The organism is Aequorivita sp. 609 (assembly GCF_014212065.1).
Taxonomy (GTDB): Bacteria; Bacteroidota; Bacteroidia; order Flavobacteriales; family Flavobacteriaceae; genus Aequorivita; species Aequorivita sinensis.
Genome location: NZ_JACJVM010000030.1, coordinates 45,335 through 62,338 on the forward strand (window position 1 = coordinate 45,335; position 17,004 = coordinate 62,338).

Here is a 17,004-nt window from a genome sequence, read left to right on the forward strand (position 1 = left end):
AAATAAAAATAACCAACATCTAAAACACAATATATTAAAGCTAACGCTTTGTACCGCCTCGCTTTCTATTAAATAATACTAATTCTTTTTTACTGTTAATATCTTTTAATGTGGATTATTTCCAAATAAATGGAAATAATCCATAATTTTGTATTATTCAATTTATAATTTTAGCTAGTAGGAAATCAATGGAAAAGTCGATTTTACATTTAGATTTAGATACATTCTTTGTTTCGGTAGAGCGGCTTTTAGATAGTCGTTTATTGAAGCGTCCTGTTCTAGTTGGTGGTATTGGTGATAGAGGAGTGGTTGCTGCTTGTAGTTACGAAACTAGAGGATTTGGAATACACTCGGGGATGTCGATGAAAATGGCAAGGCAGCTATGTCCAGAAGCTATTGTGATAAAAGGAAATTCCAGCACCTATATGAAGTATTCAGATATGGTGACCGAGATTATAAAATCTCAAGTTCCCGTTTTTGAAAAAACTAGTGTAGATGAGTTTTATGCAGACTTAACGGGAATGGATCGTTTTTTTGGAAACTATAAATTTTCCAAAGAACTCCGACACACCATTATTAAACAAACAGGCTTGCCAATTTCATTTGGTCTTTCCAAGAATAAAGTAGTTTCTAAAGTAGCTACTGGGGAGGCAAAGCCTAATAACCAAATTAAAATTGATTCTGGTTTTGAGAAAGATTTTTTAGCGCCTCTTTCTGTTCGTAAAATCCCGATGGTGGGAAAAGTTACAAGTCAACAGTTGCGAAACCTGGGAATTCACGAAGTCCGCACCCTTCAGAATATGCCTGTAGAAATGTTGGTTTCGGTGTTGGGTAAAAATGGAAGACTTATTTGGAATAGAGCCAATGGTATTGATAAAACACCCGTAGTTCAATATAGCGAACGAAAATCTATATCTACCGAACGAACGTTTGATAAGGATACTATAGATATTAAAAAACTTGAAGCTAGTCTAACTGCAATGGGAGAGACGCTCGCTTATCAATTGCGGTTGGGCAATAAGCTTACAAGTTGTGTTTCGGTTAAAGTTCGGTATTCAGATTTTAGCACCTATAGCAAACAATTAAAAATTCCTTTTACAAGTGCCGATCATATTTTAATACCGCTTATTCACAGTCTCTTTAATAAAATATACCAAAGGCGAATTTTGGTGAGATTAATTGGTGTTAATTTCTCACATCTTACTGGGGGGCATTATCAAATTAATTTGTTTGATGACGATTTAAAGAATTTGAATCTATACGCATCACTCGATAAAATTAGAAATCGATTTGGCAGCGGGGCCGTAATGAGAGCTTCTACGCTAGATGTAAAATCTATTCGTAGCAATCATAATCCTTTTAATGGCGAACCTCCCTTGTTGTTGGCACATAGAAAGCAATAAATGTATACAAATTGTCACAGTTACTATTCATTACGTTACGGTACCATTTCAGAAACTGAGCTTCTGGAGTTGGCGCAGCAAAATGATATTGACACGTTTGCGCTTACCGATATTAATTCCACTTCTGCTTGCTTGAGTGTGCTTAAAAATGCTTCAGCATATAATATTAAGGTTTCGGTAGGTGTCGATTTTCGAAATGGAATAAATCAGCAATACGTTGTTATTGCTAAAAGCAATTTAGGGTTTCAATATTTAAATGAATATTTAACCGAATACCTACATCAAAAAAAAGAGTTCCCTGATTTATGTCCTAGCCTAAAGGATTGCGCAATTATATATCCATTTGAAAATGTAATGGAGTTGGAAAAAACTTCATTTAAGGAGAATGAATATATAGGGGTGTCTGTTATGGGGTTAAGAAAGCTGAAATTTTCGAAATATCGGAATTATAAAAATTTAATTATTCAACAGACGGTTACATTTCGCGGGCAAAGGGATTATAACGCTCACAGATTATTGCGAGCAATTGGGTTAAACACTTTGTTAAGCAAACTACCTGAAGAAGAACAAGGTTTGAAAACTGATAAGATGTTTTCAAAAGCAGAAATATTAAATCACTTTGAAGAATTTCCTCTTGCAATTGAAAACACGAAGAGACTACTTTCTGAAACAAATGTAGCTTTCAAATTCAATTCGAAAAGAGAGAATCAGAATCAACAGTGCTATTTGGAAGATAAAAATGCTGATTTTAATTTTCTGAGGAAATTGGTTTTTGAGAATCTCGAAAAACGATATCCAAACCCTGATCAAGTTGTTTATGATAGAATTGAAAAGGAGCTCAAAGCTATTAAGGAGATGGATTTTGTATCCTATTTTTTAATTAATTGGGATTTATTGCAATACGCAAAGTCGAAGAATTACCCTTATATAGGTCGTGGAAGTGGTGCTAATAGTGTGATTGCTTATATTATAGAAATCACAAACGTTGACCCGATTGAGCTCGACCTTTACTTTGAACGTTTCATCAACATATATAGGTCCTCGCCTCCCGATTTCGATTTAGATTTTTCCTGGCGTGATAGGGATGATATTACACGATATATCTTTGAGCGATTTCCGAATACTGCATTAATGGGGACTTATGTTACATTTAAATACCGTGCAGTTATACGAGAGCTGGGAAAAGTTTTTGGAATTCCAAAACACGAAATAGATGCATTTCTACAAAGTGGGAAAACGGCTTCAAAAGCGGATGAATATTTTCAACTGATTGTGAAATACGGGAAATTAATAAGTGGGTTTCCAAATTATTTAAGTGTTCACTCCGGAGGGATTTTAATTACGAATAAACCTATCAACTATTTTGCTGCCACATTTATGCCGCCAAAGGGCTTTCAAACAGTTCAGATTGATATGAATATATCTGAAGATGTCGGCATTTTTAAATTTGATATTCTAGCGCAACGAGGACTTTCTAAGATAAAAGAATGTCTGGAAATTATAAAGTACAATCAGCCTGAAGCAGAAGTAGCAGATATAAATCAGGTTTATCAGTTTAAAAATGACCCTAATATCAATGAATTGTTGAAAACTGGAGATTGTATGGGCGTTTTTTATGTTGAGTCTCCTGCCATGCGTGTTTTAATGACCAAGTTGCGAACGCAAGATTATCTAGGTCTTGTAGCTGCAAGCTCGATTATTAGGCCTGGAGTAACCAATGGCGGCATGAAAAATGAATATATAATAAGGCATAAATTCCCTGAAAAACGAAAGAACGGTCATCCTGTTTTATTAGAAATTCTCCACGAAACCTATGGTGTAATGGTTTATCAGGAAGATGTATTAAAAGTAGCGCATTATTTCGCAGGACTGGATTTGGGAGAAGCAGATGTATTGAGAAGAGGGATGAGTGGGAAGTCTAGATCTAAAGAGGAATTTATAGCTGTTGAGAAAAAGTTTAAGAGTAACTGTCTGCAAAAAGGGTATTCTGAAGAACTAACAATGGAGGTTTGGGACCAAGTAAGTGCTTTTGCGGGTTACGCTTTTGCCAAGGGCCATTCGGCATCTTATGCTGTAGAAAGTTATCAGAGCTTGTATTTAAAACGATATTTCCCATTAGAGTTTATGGTTGCCGTACTCAATAATGGCGGTGGATTTTATTCTATTGAAACCTATGTTCAAGAAATTATTTTACAGGGGGGAATTGTAGAAAAACCTTGTATAAATAATAGTTTTTATGAAACAATAATTCAAGGTAAAACCATCTACTTGGGATTTGTGTTAATACGCGATTTGGAGGAAAGGGTAGTGGAGAGGATATTAAAATCGAGACGATTGTATGGCGATTTTGAGGACTTTGATGATTTTATAGATCGTGTGCCTATTGGTATCGAACAATTAATAACATTAATTCGAATAGACTGTTTTAGGTTTACAGGAAAAGACAAGCATCAAATAATGTGGGAAGCTCATCTTAAATCTTCAAAAAACAAGCTTGATGATACTGCATTATTGTTGTTTAAGCCTAAGCAAGTAAATTTTACATTGCCAGAGATACTTAGCAATCATTTGATTGATGCTTACGATGAATTGGAGTTAATAGGTTTTCCATTAAAGGGGTATTTCAATCTAATTCAAAAAGACAACCTGCCTAATTGTTTGGCTAAAGACATTCCTTATAATATAGGGAAGCGTATTTCTATTTTTGGTAAGTTGATTACCGCCAAGCAGACGGGTACCAGTAAAGGTGATATTATGATTTTCGGGACCTTTATCGATTACGAAGGAGTGATTTTTGATACAGTTCACTTTCCTGAAATTGCGCGTAAATATTCTATAAGAACAAACGGGGTGTATTTGATTATTGGAAAGGTAGTAGACGATTTAGACTACTTATCGATAGTTGTTGAAAAAATAAAATTTCAAAACCTTTTACCAGACCCCCGTCAGTCTGGAATTGCAAATTCTGATAAGAATATTACTATTTAATAGTTTTATTATTCTTCTGAATCTTTTATCGCTCCATCCAATTTCCCCTCTCTCTTATCTTTTCGATATTCTCTTTCTTGCGTAGCATTATTTTTCTCAGGATCAACAGGTCGTTGTTCGGGACGGGTATTATTTTCTTTATCATCCATGATTCTAGATTTTAAGTTCTTAATTGTTGAATATCCAAATAATTGAATTCTATTTATGAAATATAAAAATACGAAATAAAGGATGTAAGAACAATTAAGAGGTTAAATTTCCGATTTATAGTACTAACCTGAAATTATTTTTACTAAAAAGATAAAGCGCGAGAGTTTACTATATTCTGAATCCTCTTTAGGTATGGAAATATTTAGATAGCTAATTTCACACTTGAAGAAAGTTTATCATTATCATTAAACAAACTTTGAGGCCTAACCGAAATAAAAATTATTACGCGCTCTATAAAAATTTTGATTTCCTTCTAAGGGAAAGCAGGTACAGGTAGTTAAGAGCTAAAAGATATAATTTTTGTTATATGTTTTTTATGCCTATGAGTTTCCAACTGAAAGTAGAGGCGTTTAATAAATTAAACTGGCTGTTTGATTTTTTTTCATCTATTTAGCTGCCTTATAATAGTAAGTCACAACCATTACTCCTGTTGAATCTATAAGAATTAAGTATTAAAAAATTGTTAGCATATTTTATTATTCCAACTGTGAACGCTAACTTTATAATAGGAAGGTTGTTACCCATAAAATTAATTTGTCAAGCTTGCAAACAATCGGCAAGACAATTGTGGATAAAGTTATAGTGGCGATAAACCTTGCTACCGCATGAAATATTCGTGCTTTGAGAAACAGATAAATTCACAATCCATTATCACGATAAAGACATTCACCTAAAAAGTGAAGTCTAATTAGAAAAGAAAATAGGAATACTACTATTTTAATAATATTACTTAGATACTTTAAAAGGAGAAATTATGAATTCAGGCCAATTAAAAACAACAGACAATCATACAACCATTAGAAATTGGGTTGAAGAGCGAGAAGGTGTACCTGCTATGACAGAAGGAATAGCCAATAAGTCAATGGCAGGGCAAATGTTAAGAATCAATTTTCACGAGAATAAAGAATTTTTAAATAAAATTTCCTGGGATGTTTTTTTTGAAATTTTTGATGAAAATAATTTCCAATTGCTGTATGATGAAAGAATCATCGATGGGAAAAAAAGTAATTACTACCAATTTGTCAAAAAGGGGGAGTTGTAATATTTTTTGCCATCGATTTCAAAACTCAAAAACCCTGTAAACCATATGATTTACAGGGTTTTAGTGTTGTTTGGTGTTTTTTCTTGTCGAGATGACAGGAAGAGAACCCTGTGTGTTACCCATTGATTATCAGCAAGTTAACTCTTTGTGTTTCAGAGGGGTGTCTGATTAGGGTATATATGATTTATTGTGCGTTGAATTGATTTACCTTCATATTCAATTGTAAAGATAAGAACTTTTGTCTAATGTCAGTCATAAGAAATAATGCAGATTAGTTGTTTTTAAGAAAGTCCTTTACTGTCTCAATATTAATACCCGTGAATTCTGCGAACTCATCCACGGTGATAAATTGATGGGGCTGTTTGTCTAAATGCTTTCTGATTTGGTGTAGAAGTAGCCTTCCGTATCGCTCACTTCTTCCAGTGATGCGCTGGACGTCTTTAGGGAATATGCATACTCGATGTGGCTTCATAATAAGTTTTTCATACTCTATCCATACACTATCTATACTCCATCCATACCTCATCTATACCTCAGCTTTATTTAAAATATAGGAATGGTTTACCGGAAATAACGGTAAAAAGGGGTGTGTTCGGAACGGGTGGAGGGTCAAAATCGTGTGGTGAGTTAAAAATACGGTGTTTTGTTGAGAACTTAAAATTTTATAGCAATGGCAAGACAAAGTGGAATTATTAAATTAAAAGGAACTATCGGCGATATTTCCTTTTATAAGACATCGGATGGACACTTAGCTCGAGAAAAGGGCGGTGTGGACAAGAACCGTATTATGAACGATCCTGCTTTTCAGAGAACTCGTGAGAATGGTGCTGAATTTGGACGTGCTGGCAAGGGTGGAAAGCTTGTTAGAAATGCGCTGCGTATTTTGATGCAGAATGCAAAAGACAAACGTGTTACTAGTAGATTAACCAAAGAGATGCTTGTGGTTGTGAAATCGGATACGGTAAATGAGAGGGGGTTACGAACTGTTCAGGATGGAAATCTTGATCTGATTAATGATTTTGATTTTAACATTCGCGGGAAGCTGGGAAACACTTTGTTTTCTCCTTACACTGCAGGTTTTGACCGAGTTACAGGTGAGTTTACTGCGGATTTGGCACCGTTTAGTCCAGTAGTAAGAATAGCGGCTCCAGGGGGAACGACTCATTTTAGAATAATTTCCGGTGCAGCCGAGTTGGATTTTGAAAACGATTTGTTTGTTTTTGATATGGACAGCTCTGGGATTTTGCCATATACGGTACCAGATACGGCTGTATTGAACTTGGTTTCTACACTTACTGCAAACTCAACACTTCCTGTTGTAGGGGTATTAGGCATTGAGTTTTATCAGGAGGTAAATGGTGAAATGTATTCGCTGAAAAACGGAATGTATAACTCTTTGGCTATTGTGCTCACCGATAAGCAGTAGACTATGGAGTTGGTTTTAGAACGTAGTTATCATCAAGAGGGAACCAATGGCTCCCTCTTTTTGAATAATCGGTTTTTGTGTTTTACCATTGAGCTTCCTTGGGTAGATAATCGAAAGATGGAATCTTGTATTCCTGAAGGGGCGTACACACTTGAGAAGAGATATTCAAAGAAGTTTGGTAATCATCTATTGGTTAAGAATGTACCTAATCGGCAGTTGATTTTGTTGCATTCAGCCAATTATGCTAAGAAAGAGCTACGTGGGTGTATTGCACCAGTTTCGGAGTTGGTAGGCATTGGAAGGGGAAGTAATTCCCGTGTGGCGATGCAAAAGGTGCTTTCGTTGTGCCACCAGACCTTTGACCGAAAAGAGGAAGTTGTATTAACCATTAAAAACAGTTTGTATGAACATATTAGATCGATATAAGAAACCTACGCCAAAATTTTTTAAAATTTTGCGCAATGTTGGAATCGCGTTGGGTGCATCTGGAGCTGCAATTTTGACGGCTCCTATCACGCTGCCTGCAACATTAATTTCTATTGCTTCTTATCTAACAGTGGCTGGAACCGTCGTTACAGCGGTGAGTCAGGCGGTGGTGAGTGATGGTGAAGAATTAAAAAATACAGAAAATAATAATTGAGAAGATGTCATTTAAATCGCTTTCAACAATTGTTGGTACTTGTGGTGGTACTTTTTTGGCTACGTGGCCGGTTATTGGGTCGGATGATTTAATTCGAACAGGAATCCTTGCATTTGTTGGTGCGGTAGTTAGTTTTTCGGTTTCGATATCTTTAAAAATTGTTGTTAAAAATTTCTTTTCTGCAAAATTTAAATCGGATGTAAGTTTTCGGAAGAAGAAAAATTCAGATGAGGTTTAGATCTTCATTGTATATATAATCAGAAGCCCAGGGAATTACTCCTGGGCTTTTTCGTTTGATAAATCGTTCAATCTCTATCCAGTTGGTAGGACTGCATCAGTAATAGTTTGTATTGGTTAATGCAGTTTTTTTGGTGCTGAAGAACTTTGATTAATTGCTCCAGTTTTTCAAGGGCTTGGAAGCGGCCGTACCAATGGTGTCCTTCATAATTTAAGATCATTCGTTCCAATAGTGATTGAACTTCGCCAATTCGGATAAATGGAATTACGGACCCGCATAATCTTGTACGAAAGTAGTGCCCAGTGTATAAGATGTTGCAAATCCAATAGAGCTGATGTGCTTGTTTTTCAGACTTTACCGTTATTACAAATGAGTTTGTGAATTCAGAAACACTTGGTTTTCCGGCATTGTTTCCTTTGCTAAGGATGAAGAAATGTGGGGCTTGGTAGGTTTGCCCTGGTCGATGTGTTTTGATTTTGAAAGCTTTCATAATGCATCAATTTTTAATTAAACTTTATTGAGAATCACTTTTCTGCTTTCATTTTTTTCGGAAAAACGAAAAGAAGAAAAGAGAAAGCTTTGGACCAGGAGGGTTGCTAGGGTTGTCAAGGTTTTTGAATGAAAATACTACCCGAAGGGTGGAGATTTTCATAAAAACACAAAGTGCTTGACCTTGATAACCCGTTGTGTGGCTGGTGCGGAGGAAGCAACCCTCCTAACTTTGCTGAATTCTTTTTAAAATTTTCGATATACGATTAAAAAAAAGAGCCCCCTAATAAGGGAGCTCTGTGAGGCAATACTTTACCGATATGAATTGATCTTTACAAACCTTTGTGGATGCTTGTTGGAAATGACATAATTTAGCAAAATGCTTAACCAATTAAGACATCAACGGTTTAGCAGACGAGTAATTAAGTAAACACCCTAACAAATTTCTTCGATAGGGGATTTCATCGTCGCTGTAATTCGTTTCTTCTTAATAAATCGATTATTTCCTTTTTGTTGTAATATCGTCTATTCCCCAAACCATAGCTTGTTAGTTTGCCCTTATTGGTCCAGTTCCAAAGGGTTGATAGATCTACTTTTAATTATTCAGTTGTTTCTGTTCTCGTTAGAAATATATCGTTCTGATTTGTGTTTAATTCGTCGATATAATGTTTGATTTTTTCAAGTAGTTTATCGGCTACTTTGTCGGCTAATTCATCAACTGTAACTTCTGTTATTTCGATTGTTTTTGTTTTCATAGTTTCAGGTTTTATAGGTTTTTAAAGGTATTATAATACGATTAAAAAAAGAGCCCCCTAAAACGGGAGCTCTGTGAGGCAGCACTCTATCCAAAAAATACGCAACGTGTACTCCTTGAAGCCTACGTAATGCGCACCAATAAAGAACGGCTTGCCCGAGGTGCGTATGCCCGCCAGCAACCATCGGCTGCCTAAACGGACTCTAAACAAAAACTTGAACATAATGCCATTTAACACAGGTTCGGTGCGACTGATGCAAGGGATGGATGGAAAAATACTACCTGATAAGGTGGAGATTTTTTCATACAGGCGTAGTGAACCCTTGCAGCTCTCGCATCCGCACGCCTGTAACTTTGCCTTATGTTTGAGTTTTTACTTTTTTCTAATGAAAGGTTAATGCAAAGCCGAATTTAAAGTGTGATTATTGCCTTTATGTAAATGGGGTGAATCTGAAGGGTTCTTGTTTGTAGAAGCCGGATAACAGTATGTTTCTATTAAATCTTGTTTTAGACATTTAACATGTTCATTTTTTCCATTGATGAAAAAACGAACCAAAAAAATCTAGGCTGACGAAAACTTATCTAAATTTTTCATTCGGCACCTAAATTTTAGGAACTCGCTTTAAAGCCTTTTGATCTGGTAAAAGACTTGGATTGCTCAAACAGCCTAAAGTTTTGACGGCGCTCTCATTTCAAATTATTACGATAAATTTTCGATAGGCCAAAAAAGAGGCTTTTATAAAACAACCTTGAAAATTGATAATATTGCATTAGGCAGGTAAACCAAAGCGGAGCTATAGTGGAAGCAAGGAATGGAGAGCAGCGGAATGGATTGCTGGAACTATAATGCGAGCCGCCTGCGAGCGGAGCAAGGGTGCTGGATGCAAAAGAACGAGGGTCGAGGGCGGCAGACAGCTACCGTTTACGGCAGGGCTGGCGCGATTTTTTGCTTCGGCGTTGGGAAAGACAAGGGTAGCGACTGAATGTAGCGAAATGTGCCGGAGCCGGAATGGAGCAATGCTTGATAATATTTATTCAGTTGTTTTTAAGTATTGAGTTTCTGTTTTTTAATTTATTGTTTAGGCATTGCGAAATGAAGGTCCGTAGGCTGTTGTAGTGGAGGGAAGGAGCTACTCTTGTGCGGGATGCCGAAAGTGGCTGAGTTGAGTGAATGAGGCACGAATGAGGGAAACTTAGCGACTGTAGGCAAGTGGATAACTGCAAAAATCGTGACAGCCCGATTAGCCCGCAGCGACACGCAGGCTCGCACAATTATCAAGTGGCGGCAGACCCCCAATTATTAAGTTGTGAGCTAGCGAACCCGCCTGCTATTGGGCAGGCACCTTATTGGGGTTGGGGGGATGGAGTAGCCACGGGTGAGGAAGGAGAGTAGCGTGTGAAGCAAAACAAATAAATAGCACCAACGAGGACGTGTCGCCGCAGTGGTGCTATTTATGGTATCTGCAAGCCTTATGACACGACTGGGTTTTGTTGTGTAGCGTGAGTTTAGTTTATGCCTATTTATAATTTTACGCCTAATTGGTTTGCAGATATGTTTTTGCGGAACAAAGCGGAACGACTGACGAACACCTATTTACCTGCCCTTCCGTGAGGTTAATGGTTTAACTAGGTGTTTTGATGTGTGCTGATGTGAGGGCAAAGGCAAAAAGCATAGGCAATAATTTGATTTTACTTTAATTGAAAGACTAATGTTCATTAAATTATTGCTTATGCTGCGCCTTTCGACTCCGCTCAAGATAAAGTACATCGTAGGCTCTTGCGATTGAAGGAGTGTAGCCTGCGGAACGAGAGAATGAGTAAGTGCCGGAGGTGGGGCGTTTGGTTATTTACAATAGCTTTGTTTCTTTAGTAGAATTCCTATTTTTTGGATGGTATTGTAATAAAATGTTACTTCATTGAGGAATCCCGTAATAAAATTAGGTTTTTTTATGGTAGGTTTGAAGGTGATGTTGTAGTTTACTGAATTGTTCTTAAATAGACGTTTTGGAATTTAAGTGTAATTAGGAAGGAACGCGAGGGGACTCGCGCACTAGCGGGGTAAAGTTCGATATAACGGACGTTTGCGCTGCGCTCAATTCGTTTTAGGGGTTATGTTGCTTGCTATAACCCAATTATCCACTCAGCAAGCTTTAAAAATCGCATTCCCGAGAAATTTCATAAAATTCATGAAATACGGAAATCTTAACCCTGAAACTGAATTTAAAGGAAAATTAGTGTAGTTTTGAGACAGACTGACGTTGTGTGTAATTATGAAAATGACATTAAAGACAATAAATATCATCCTTTTAATACTTTGTTTTAATCCATTATCTGGACAAACAAATGTGCTAATTCCGAATAAAGGAATTGAGGGAATATCTATTGTGATTGACTCATCCAATATTTCGGATGTTATTGAAACGTTTGGAACTGAATATACTTTATCCGAAAAGACTTTGATAACAAACTATCGTTACAACAAAATCGGTTTAACTTTTCAAATTGACCCATATGACAAAAACCAAATTGTTAGGTCAATTTCAGTTGAATCGCCTTTTAAAGCAACAACAGAAAACGGAATTGTACTAAATGAAAGTACAATGAAAGACGTCTGGAATACATACAATGACAAAGGCTGTTTCACATCAAAGACTTATGCTTGGAATACTCAAAATGGAATTTCTTACTATATCAAAAAAGACCCGAATAAAAAAGGATATGATTCAGAAGAGAAAATATTCAAAATAGAAATAAACAATAGTGGCGATTTTGGAATTTCTTCGAGAACAAACTTCGAGTTTAACGATAAACCTGTAAAAGAAAAATTAAACAGTTTGATAGCAATTCTTAAATCGGACAGTTTCAACTTTCAGGAATTGGACAGCTTTTGGAGTAAAGAAAAAGTTACCGAAAATAAACCCTATGGAATTGAAAAACGGATAAGCTTCAATAGAAAGATTGAGAACAATTTAAATCAAGAAACCTCTGAATTATGGCTTGTAGGTAGTTCTTATAACCTAAACATAATTAAATCATCTGATAATGAATTAGTTTATTTAAAACTAACAGACAATAACGAACAAAAAACACTATTTGAAAGAATAGAAAACTCGAACTTTGAGAAAACCGACTTTGATGTTTACACATACGGAACTTTTTGTGGAATTGCAGGAACACCACCAGACAAATGCCAAAAAATGCTTGCCCTAGTTAATAAAAAAGACTTTAAAGAATTAGCAAAATGGTTGCAATCATTAAATCCAGAAATTGCGACCTATGGTTATATCGGACTACAATACCTAGTTCAGAATGAAATTGATATTCCAGAATCTTGGTTTACTAGNATAAATAGCACCAACGAGGACGTGTCGCCGCAGTGGTGCTATTTATGGTATCTGCAAGCCTTATGACACGACTGGGTTTTGTTGTGTAGCGTGAGTTTAGTTTATGCCTATTTATAATTTTACGCCTAATTGGTTTGCAGATATGTTTTTGCGGAACAAAGCGGAACGACTGACGAACACCTATTTACCTGCCCTTCCGTGAGGTTAATGGTTTAACTAGGTGTTTTGATGTGTGCTGATGTGAGGGCAAAGGCAAAAAGCATAGGCAATAATTTGATTTTACTTTAATTGAAAGACTAATGTTCATTAAATTATTGCTTATGCTGCGCCTTTCGACTCCGCTCAAGATAAAGTACATCGTAGGCTCTTGCGATTGAAGGAGTGTAGCCTGCGGAACGAGAGAATGAGTAAGTGCCGGAGGTGGGGCGTTTGGTTATTTACAATAGCTTTGTTTCTTTAGTAGAATTCCTATTTTTTGGATGGTATTGTAATAAAATGTTACTTCATTGAGGAATCCCGTAATAAAATTAGGTTTTTTTATGGTAGGTTTGAAGGTGATGTTGTAGTTTACTGAATTGTTCTTAAATAGACGTTTTGGAATTTAAGTGTAATTAGGAAGGAACGCGAGGGGACTCGCGCACTAGCGGGGTAAAGTTCGATATAACGGACGTTTGCGCTGCGCTCAATTCGTTTTAGGGGTTATGTTGCTTGCTATAACCCAATTATCCACTCAGCAAGCTTTAAAAATCGCATTCCCGAGAAATTTCATAAAATTCATGAAATACGGAAATCTTAACCCTGAAACTGAATTTAAAGGAAAATTAGTGTAGTTTTGAGACAGACTGACGTTGTGTGTAATTATGAAAATGACATTAAAGACAATAAATATCATCCTTTTAATACTTTGTTTTAATCCATTATCTGGACAAACAAATGTGCTAATTCCGAATAAAGGAATTGAGGGAATATCTATTGTGATTGACTCATCCAATATTTCGGATGTTATTGAAACGTTTGGAACTGAATATACTTTATCCGAAAAGACTTTGATAACAAACTATCGTTACAACAAAATCGGTTTAACTTTTCAAATTGACCCATATGACAAAAACCAAATTGTTAGGTCAATTTCAGTTGAATCGCCTTTTAAAGCAACAACAGAAAACGGAATTGTACTAAATGAAAGTACAATGAAAGACGTCTGGAATACATACAATGACAAAGGCTGTTTCACATCAAAGACTTATGCTTGGAATACTCAAAATGGAATTTCTTACTATATCAAAAAAGACCCGAATAAAAAAGGATATGATTCAGAAGAGAAAATATTCAAAATAGAAATAAACAATAGTGGCGATTTTGGAATTTCTTCGAGAACAAACTTCGAGTTTAACGATAAACCTGTAAAAGAAAAATTAAACAGTTTGATAGCAATTCTTAAATCGGACAGTTTCAACTTTCAGGAATTGGACAGCTTTTGGAGTAAAGAAAAAGTTACCGAAAATAAACCCTATGGAATTGAAAAACGGATAAGCTTCAATAGAAAGATTGAGAACAATTTAAATCAAGAAACCTCTGAATTATGGCTTGTAGGTAGTTCTTATAACCTAAACATAATTAAATCATCTGATAATGAATTAGTTTATTTAAAACTAACAGACAATAACGAACAAAAAACACTATTTGAAAGAATAGAAAACTCGAACTTTGAGAAAACCGACTTTGATGTTTACACATACGGAACTTTTTGTGGAATTGCAGGAACACCACCAGACAAATGCCAAAAAATGCTTGCCCTAGTTAATAAAAAAGACTTTAAAGAATTAGCAAAATGGTTGCAATCATTAAATCCAGAAATTGCGACCTATGGTTATATCGGACTACAATACCTAGTTCAGAATGAAATTGATATTCCAGAATCTTGGTTTACTAGAATGAGTGAATTAAATAAATCTGAAATTCAACTCAATACTTGTGAAGGCTGTATTTATGGAGTAACAGAAAAAATTAAAGACGTATTAAAAGAAGATAATTTAAAACAAATATATCGTTCGTTTCAACAAAGCGGATGGATAAAATAACTACACACAATAACTAAGCATTCGTGTGGTGGGTACGACCCAACATGAATGTCCCGCACCTGCGGGATTGACTGAACCGGTGTATGTCGGTTTGCCCTTATGGGGATTGGTCTAGTTTGGGATGGGTTTTCAGGAGTCGGTTTTCCCTGATTTGGGGTCGTTGACTGCAATTTTTGATGTGGCCGCTTACCTTTCTATATTAAATTGAGTTACCGAAAATATTATGTTATTTCCTGCAGTGCGCACATTGGCAAATAGCATTGGCAATAATTTGATATTGCTTTAATGGAAAGAGTTTCTGTTTATTAAATTATTGCTTATGTTTCGTCTTTCGACTTCGCTCAAGGTAAACTACACCGTGGGCTCTTGCGATTGGAGGAGTGTAGCCTGCGGTACGAAAGAATGAGTAAGTGCAGAAGGTGGGGTGTTTAAATCGATAATGAGAATTTGTGTTGGATGAGGAAAGAACGCGAGGGGACTCGCGCACTAGCGGGGTTTGATATTATTGCAGATTTACAATTTTAGTGTTTTAGATTATTATAAAGTTCAGTTTTTATAAACATACAGGTTTTTATATTTAAGGATTTAATTACAAGGCCAAATTTCACGATTTGGCTTTTGTTTTTACTATTATTTTTTTGTCATATACTCTTGCCATTTTACCAGGACAAATTTTTCTACCCCATGTTCTGATTTCTTTAGAAAGCCATATTCATATATAAATAAATAGACGTCTTGGTTTTTGTTTTTCCAATAGTGGGTAAAGAAATTGGGGTTAAATCCTTTATTTATTAATATTTCACTTCTTACGGTTGCTTTTCCTGCTCGATTGAAGTTTTTTAAAATGCTTCGGTTTGTTTTTAGTTGTTTATCTACTTTGGTATAGAAATTTGGTTTTTCTTCTATTGATTTTTGGTAGTGATAGGAGCTTTTACAATAGGTGTCGCAGAACTTTTTATCTGATCGACCAGACAAAAGTTTGTTGCATGATTTGCATTTTTTTTGTTTTTGCATGGCTATTGGATGTTTATCTGATTGTTATACGTTTATTATACGCTTAATATACGGTTAAAATGTTGATTATTAGTATTATTGGTTATGGATTTTAAAAAGCATATTACTTTAAGGCACTTATTGCTAGATAATAAGAAATATATTGGTTTGCAGTTTTATTCGGATAAGGTATTGAATGCATTGATACGGGAGTTGCCGGGTTTACAATGGTCTGAGGAGTATAGCATGTATTATATAGTTAATAATTCTAATAATCTTACTAGTATTTTTACTGTTTTTAAGGGTGTTGCTTGGGTTAATGGCAAGTATTTTTTTGGGTCTAATAGATCTAAGAATTTGGATGAAGAGTTTGATGTTTCTTGGTATAAGAAAAGAGCTTTGCCTGATGATTATAGGGCTTGTCCGCCTTGCTATTTACAGAAGCTAGAATTAAAAAAGTATGCAAACAATACGGTGAAGGCTTATGTGTCTTGTTTTGAGCGTTTTATTAATTATTATAAAGGTAAAGAAATAGATACTTTGAATGAGTTTGATATACGAAGGTATATTCAAATGTTAATACAGAAGCGTCATTCTACCTCTTATATTAACCAGGCTATTAACAGTATTAAGTTTTATTATGAAATTGTTTTGGGTATGCCTAATAGGTTTTATGAAATAGAGCGACCTAGGAAAGAAAAGAAGTTACCTGTTGTTTTGTCTAAGGAGGATGTGTTTCGTGTTATAGCCTCGACTAATAATTTAAAACATAAGTGTATAGTGAGTTTACTTTATTCGGCTGGATTAAGGCGTAGTGAGCTTTTGAATTTGAGGCCTGAGAATATTGATAGCAAGCGAATGGTGATACGTGTTGTTGGTGCTAAGGGTAATAAGGATAGGTATACATTGTTGTCTAAAAAGTTGTTGGTGGATTTAAGGTTGTATTATAAGGAGTACCAACCTAAGGAGTATTTATTTGAGGGAATGAAGGGTCGTAAATACCATGCGAATAGTGTTTTTAAAATAGTGAGTAGTGCAGGGGAGCGGGCAGGTATTCTAGTTAAGGTTTCGCCACATGTATTGCGTCATAGTTTTGCTACACATTTATTGGAGTCTGGTACAGATTTAAGATATATTCAGATGTTATTAGGTCATAATTCTACTAAAACGACAGAAATTTACACACATGTAGCCACAAATAATTTTGATACAATAATAAATCCGTTAGATTTGTAGGTATGATGGATATAAACTCCCTATGGGAGTTTATCCAATTGTTGTGTGCAATAACCCTTACTTGCTAGGTTATTTAAAAAATCAGTAAAGCGCGCGAATTTGGAAGGAAAATAATCAGTATTTTATGGTAGGACTGGTTGCAAACCAGGGCCATCAAGTT

14 protein-coding genes and 1 pseudogene are annotated in these 17,004 nt (G+C 35.6%); 9 read left to right on the forward strand and 6 right to left on the reverse strand.

Annotation, left to right across the window (positions count from 1 at the left end; translation table 11 throughout):
- The first annotated feature begins 188 nt into the window (after positions 1-188).
- Entirely contained in the window at positions 189-1,403 is a 1,215-nt protein-coding gene (gene dinB / locus H4O20_RS08570) for a DNA polymerase IV (RefSeq protein WP_185098961.1), read from the forward strand.
- A complete protein-coding gene (gene dnaE / locus H4O20_RS08575) occupies positions 1,404-4,391 on the forward strand; it encodes a DNA polymerase III subunit alpha (RefSeq protein WP_185098962.1) in 2,988 nt (995 codons plus the stop codon).
- 8 nt (positions 4,392-4,399) lie between these two features.
- Here dnaE and H4O20_RS08580 read toward each other — a convergent pair whose 3' ends face one another.
- Entirely contained in the window at positions 4,400-4,540 is a 141-nt protein-coding gene (locus tag H4O20_RS08580; RefSeq protein WP_185098963.1) for a hypothetical protein, read from the reverse strand.
- Between the two features lie 815 nt (positions 4,541-5,355).
- Between H4O20_RS08580 and H4O20_RS08585 the strand changes: the two genes are divergently transcribed.
- Positions 5,356-5,643 (forward strand): hypothetical protein, encoded by a 288-nt coding sequence (locus H4O20_RS08585; protein WP_185098964.1) that lies wholly within the window; start codon positions 5,356-5,358, stop codon positions 5,641-5,643.
- 271 nt (positions 5,644-5,914) lie between these two features.
- Here H4O20_RS08585 and H4O20_RS08590 read toward each other — a convergent pair whose 3' ends face one another.
- Positions 5,915-6,115: a hypothetical protein gene (locus tag H4O20_RS08590; protein WP_185098965.1), complete on the reverse strand. Its 201-nt coding sequence runs from the start codon at positions 6,113-6,115 to the stop codon at positions 5,915-5,917.
- A 198-nt stretch (positions 6,116-6,313) separates the two neighbouring features.
- Here H4O20_RS08590 and H4O20_RS08595 point away from each other — a divergent pair, with 198 nt between their 5' ends.
- Genes H4O20_RS08595 through H4O20_RS08610 form a run of 4 tightly spaced genes read left to right on the forward strand, consistent with a single transcriptional unit; the run spans position 6,314 to position 7,947 of the window.
- Positions 6,314-7,069: a hypothetical protein gene (locus tag H4O20_RS08595; RefSeq protein WP_185098966.1), complete on the forward strand. Its 756-nt coding sequence runs from the start codon at positions 6,314-6,316 to the stop codon at positions 7,067-7,069.
- A gap of 3 nt (positions 7,070-7,072) precedes the next feature.
- Positions 7,073-7,495 carry a DUF5675 family protein gene (locus tag H4O20_RS08600; protein ID WP_185098967.1) on the forward strand — a complete coding sequence of 141 codons (423 nt, stop codon included), beginning with the start codon at positions 7,073-7,075 and terminating at the stop codon, positions 7,493-7,495.
- Positions 7,473-7,709 carry a hypothetical protein gene (locus H4O20_RS08605; RefSeq protein WP_165150503.1) on the forward strand — a complete coding sequence of 79 codons (237 nt, stop codon included), beginning with the start codon at positions 7,473-7,475 and terminating at the stop codon, positions 7,707-7,709. Before H4O20_RS08600 ends, H4O20_RS08605 begins: the two co-directional genes overlap by 23 nt.
- Before the next feature lie 4 nt (positions 7,710-7,713).
- Complete coding sequence (locus H4O20_RS08610) at positions 7,714-7,947, forward strand: hypothetical protein (RefSeq protein WP_185098968.1); 234 nt, start codon at positions 7,714-7,716, stop codon at positions 7,945-7,947.
- Positions 7,948-8,014: 67 nt separating this feature from the next.
- On the opposite strand, the gene H4O20_RS08615 is transcribed toward H4O20_RS08610, so the two are convergent.
- The 3 genes and pseudogenes from H4O20_RS08615 to H4O20_RS08625 all read right to left on the reverse strand — a co-directional run bounded on the left by H4O20_RS08615 (position 8,015) and on the right by H4O20_RS08625 (position 9,191).
- Positions 8,015-8,437 (reverse strand): hypothetical protein, encoded by a 423-nt coding sequence (locus H4O20_RS08615; protein WP_185098969.1) that lies wholly within the window; start codon positions 8,435-8,437, stop codon positions 8,015-8,017.
- A gap of 460 nt (positions 8,438-8,897) precedes the next feature.
- Positions 8,898-9,023 (reverse strand): annotated as a pseudogene (locus H4O20_RS15375) (helix-turn-helix domain-containing protein); the annotation flags it as partial.
- 12 nt (positions 9,024-9,035) lie between these two features.
- Positions 9,036-9,191, reverse strand: coding sequence for a hypothetical protein (locus tag H4O20_RS08625; protein WP_185098970.1), 156 nt, complete (start codon positions 9,189-9,191; stop codon positions 9,036-9,038).
- Between the two features lie 4,209 nt (positions 9,192-13,400).
- On the opposite strand from H4O20_RS08625, the gene H4O20_RS08635 reads away from it, so the two are divergent.
- The gene (locus H4O20_RS08635; RefSeq protein WP_185098972.1) at positions 13,401-14,615 is read left to right on the forward strand and encodes a hypothetical protein; all 1,215 of its coding nucleotides are present in this window, start codon (positions 13,401-13,403) and stop codon (positions 14,613-14,615) included.
- A gap of 630 nt (positions 14,616-15,245) precedes the next feature.
- Here the strand turns inward: H4O20_RS08635 and H4O20_RS08640 are convergent.
- The gene (locus H4O20_RS08640) at positions 15,246-15,629 is read right to left on the reverse strand and encodes a hypothetical protein (RefSeq protein WP_185098973.1); all 384 of its coding nucleotides are present in this window, start codon (positions 15,627-15,629) and stop codon (positions 15,246-15,248) included.
- Between the two features lie 84 nt (positions 15,630-15,713).
- Between H4O20_RS08640 and xerA the strand changes: the two genes are divergently transcribed.
- A complete protein-coding gene (gene xerA, locus H4O20_RS08645) occupies positions 15,714-16,844 on the forward strand; it encodes a site-specific tyrosine recombinase/integron integrase (RefSeq protein ID WP_185098974.1) in 1,131 nt (376 codons plus the stop codon).
- Positions 16,845-17,004: the final 160 nt, after the last annotated feature.

What these genes read in the sequence shown, in the direction of transcription:
- dinB (WP_185098961.1), top strand. Translation starts at nt 189, where the DNA reads ATGGAAAAGTCGATTTTACATTTAGATTTAGATACATTCTTTGTTTCG.
- dnaE (WP_185098962.1), top strand. Translation starts at nt 1,404, where the DNA reads ATGTATACAAATTGTCACAGTTACTATTCATTACGTTACGGTACCATT.
- H4O20_RS08580 (WP_185098963.1), bottom strand. Translation starts at nt 4,540, where the DNA reads ATGGATGATAAAGAAAATAATACCCGTCCCGAACAACGACCTGTTGAT.
- H4O20_RS08585 (WP_185098964.1), top strand. Translation starts at nt 5,356, where the DNA reads ATGAATTCAGGCCAATTAAAAACAACAGACAATCATACAACCATTAGA.
- H4O20_RS08590 (WP_185098965.1), bottom strand. Translation starts at nt 6,115, where the DNA reads ATGAAGCCACATCGAGTATGCATATTCCCTAAAGACGTCCAGCGCATC.
- H4O20_RS08595 (WP_185098966.1), top strand. Translation starts at nt 6,314, where the DNA reads ATGGCAAGACAAAGTGGAATTATTAAATTAAAAGGAACTATCGGCGAT.
- H4O20_RS08600 (WP_185098967.1), top strand. Translation starts at nt 7,073, where the DNA reads ATGGAGTTGGTTTTAGAACGTAGTTATCATCAAGAGGGAACCAATGGC.
- H4O20_RS08605 (WP_165150503.1), top strand. Translation starts at nt 7,473, where the DNA reads ATGAACATATTAGATCGATATAAGAAACCTACGCCAAAATTTTTTAAA.
- H4O20_RS08610 (WP_185098968.1), top strand. Translation starts at nt 7,714, where the DNA reads ATGTCATTTAAATCGCTTTCAACAATTGTTGGTACTTGTGGTGGTACT.
- H4O20_RS08615 (WP_185098969.1), bottom strand. Translation starts at nt 8,437, where the DNA reads ATGAAAGCTTTCAAAATCAAAACACATCGACCAGGGCAAACCTACCAA.
- H4O20_RS08625 (WP_185098970.1), bottom strand. Translation starts at nt 9,191, where the DNA reads ATGAAAACAAAAACAATCGAAATAACAGAAGTTACAGTTGATGAATTA.
- H4O20_RS08635 (WP_185098972.1), top strand. Translation starts at nt 13,401, where the DNA reads ATGACATTAAAGACAATAAATATCATCCTTTTAATACTTTGTTTTAAT.
- H4O20_RS08640 (WP_185098973.1), bottom strand. Translation starts at nt 15,629, where the DNA reads ATGCAAAAACAAAAAAAATGCAAATCATGCAACAAACTTTTGTCTGGT.
- xerA (WP_185098974.1), top strand. Translation starts at nt 15,714, where the DNA reads ATGGATTTTAAAAAGCATATTACTTTAAGGCACTTATTGCTAGATAAT.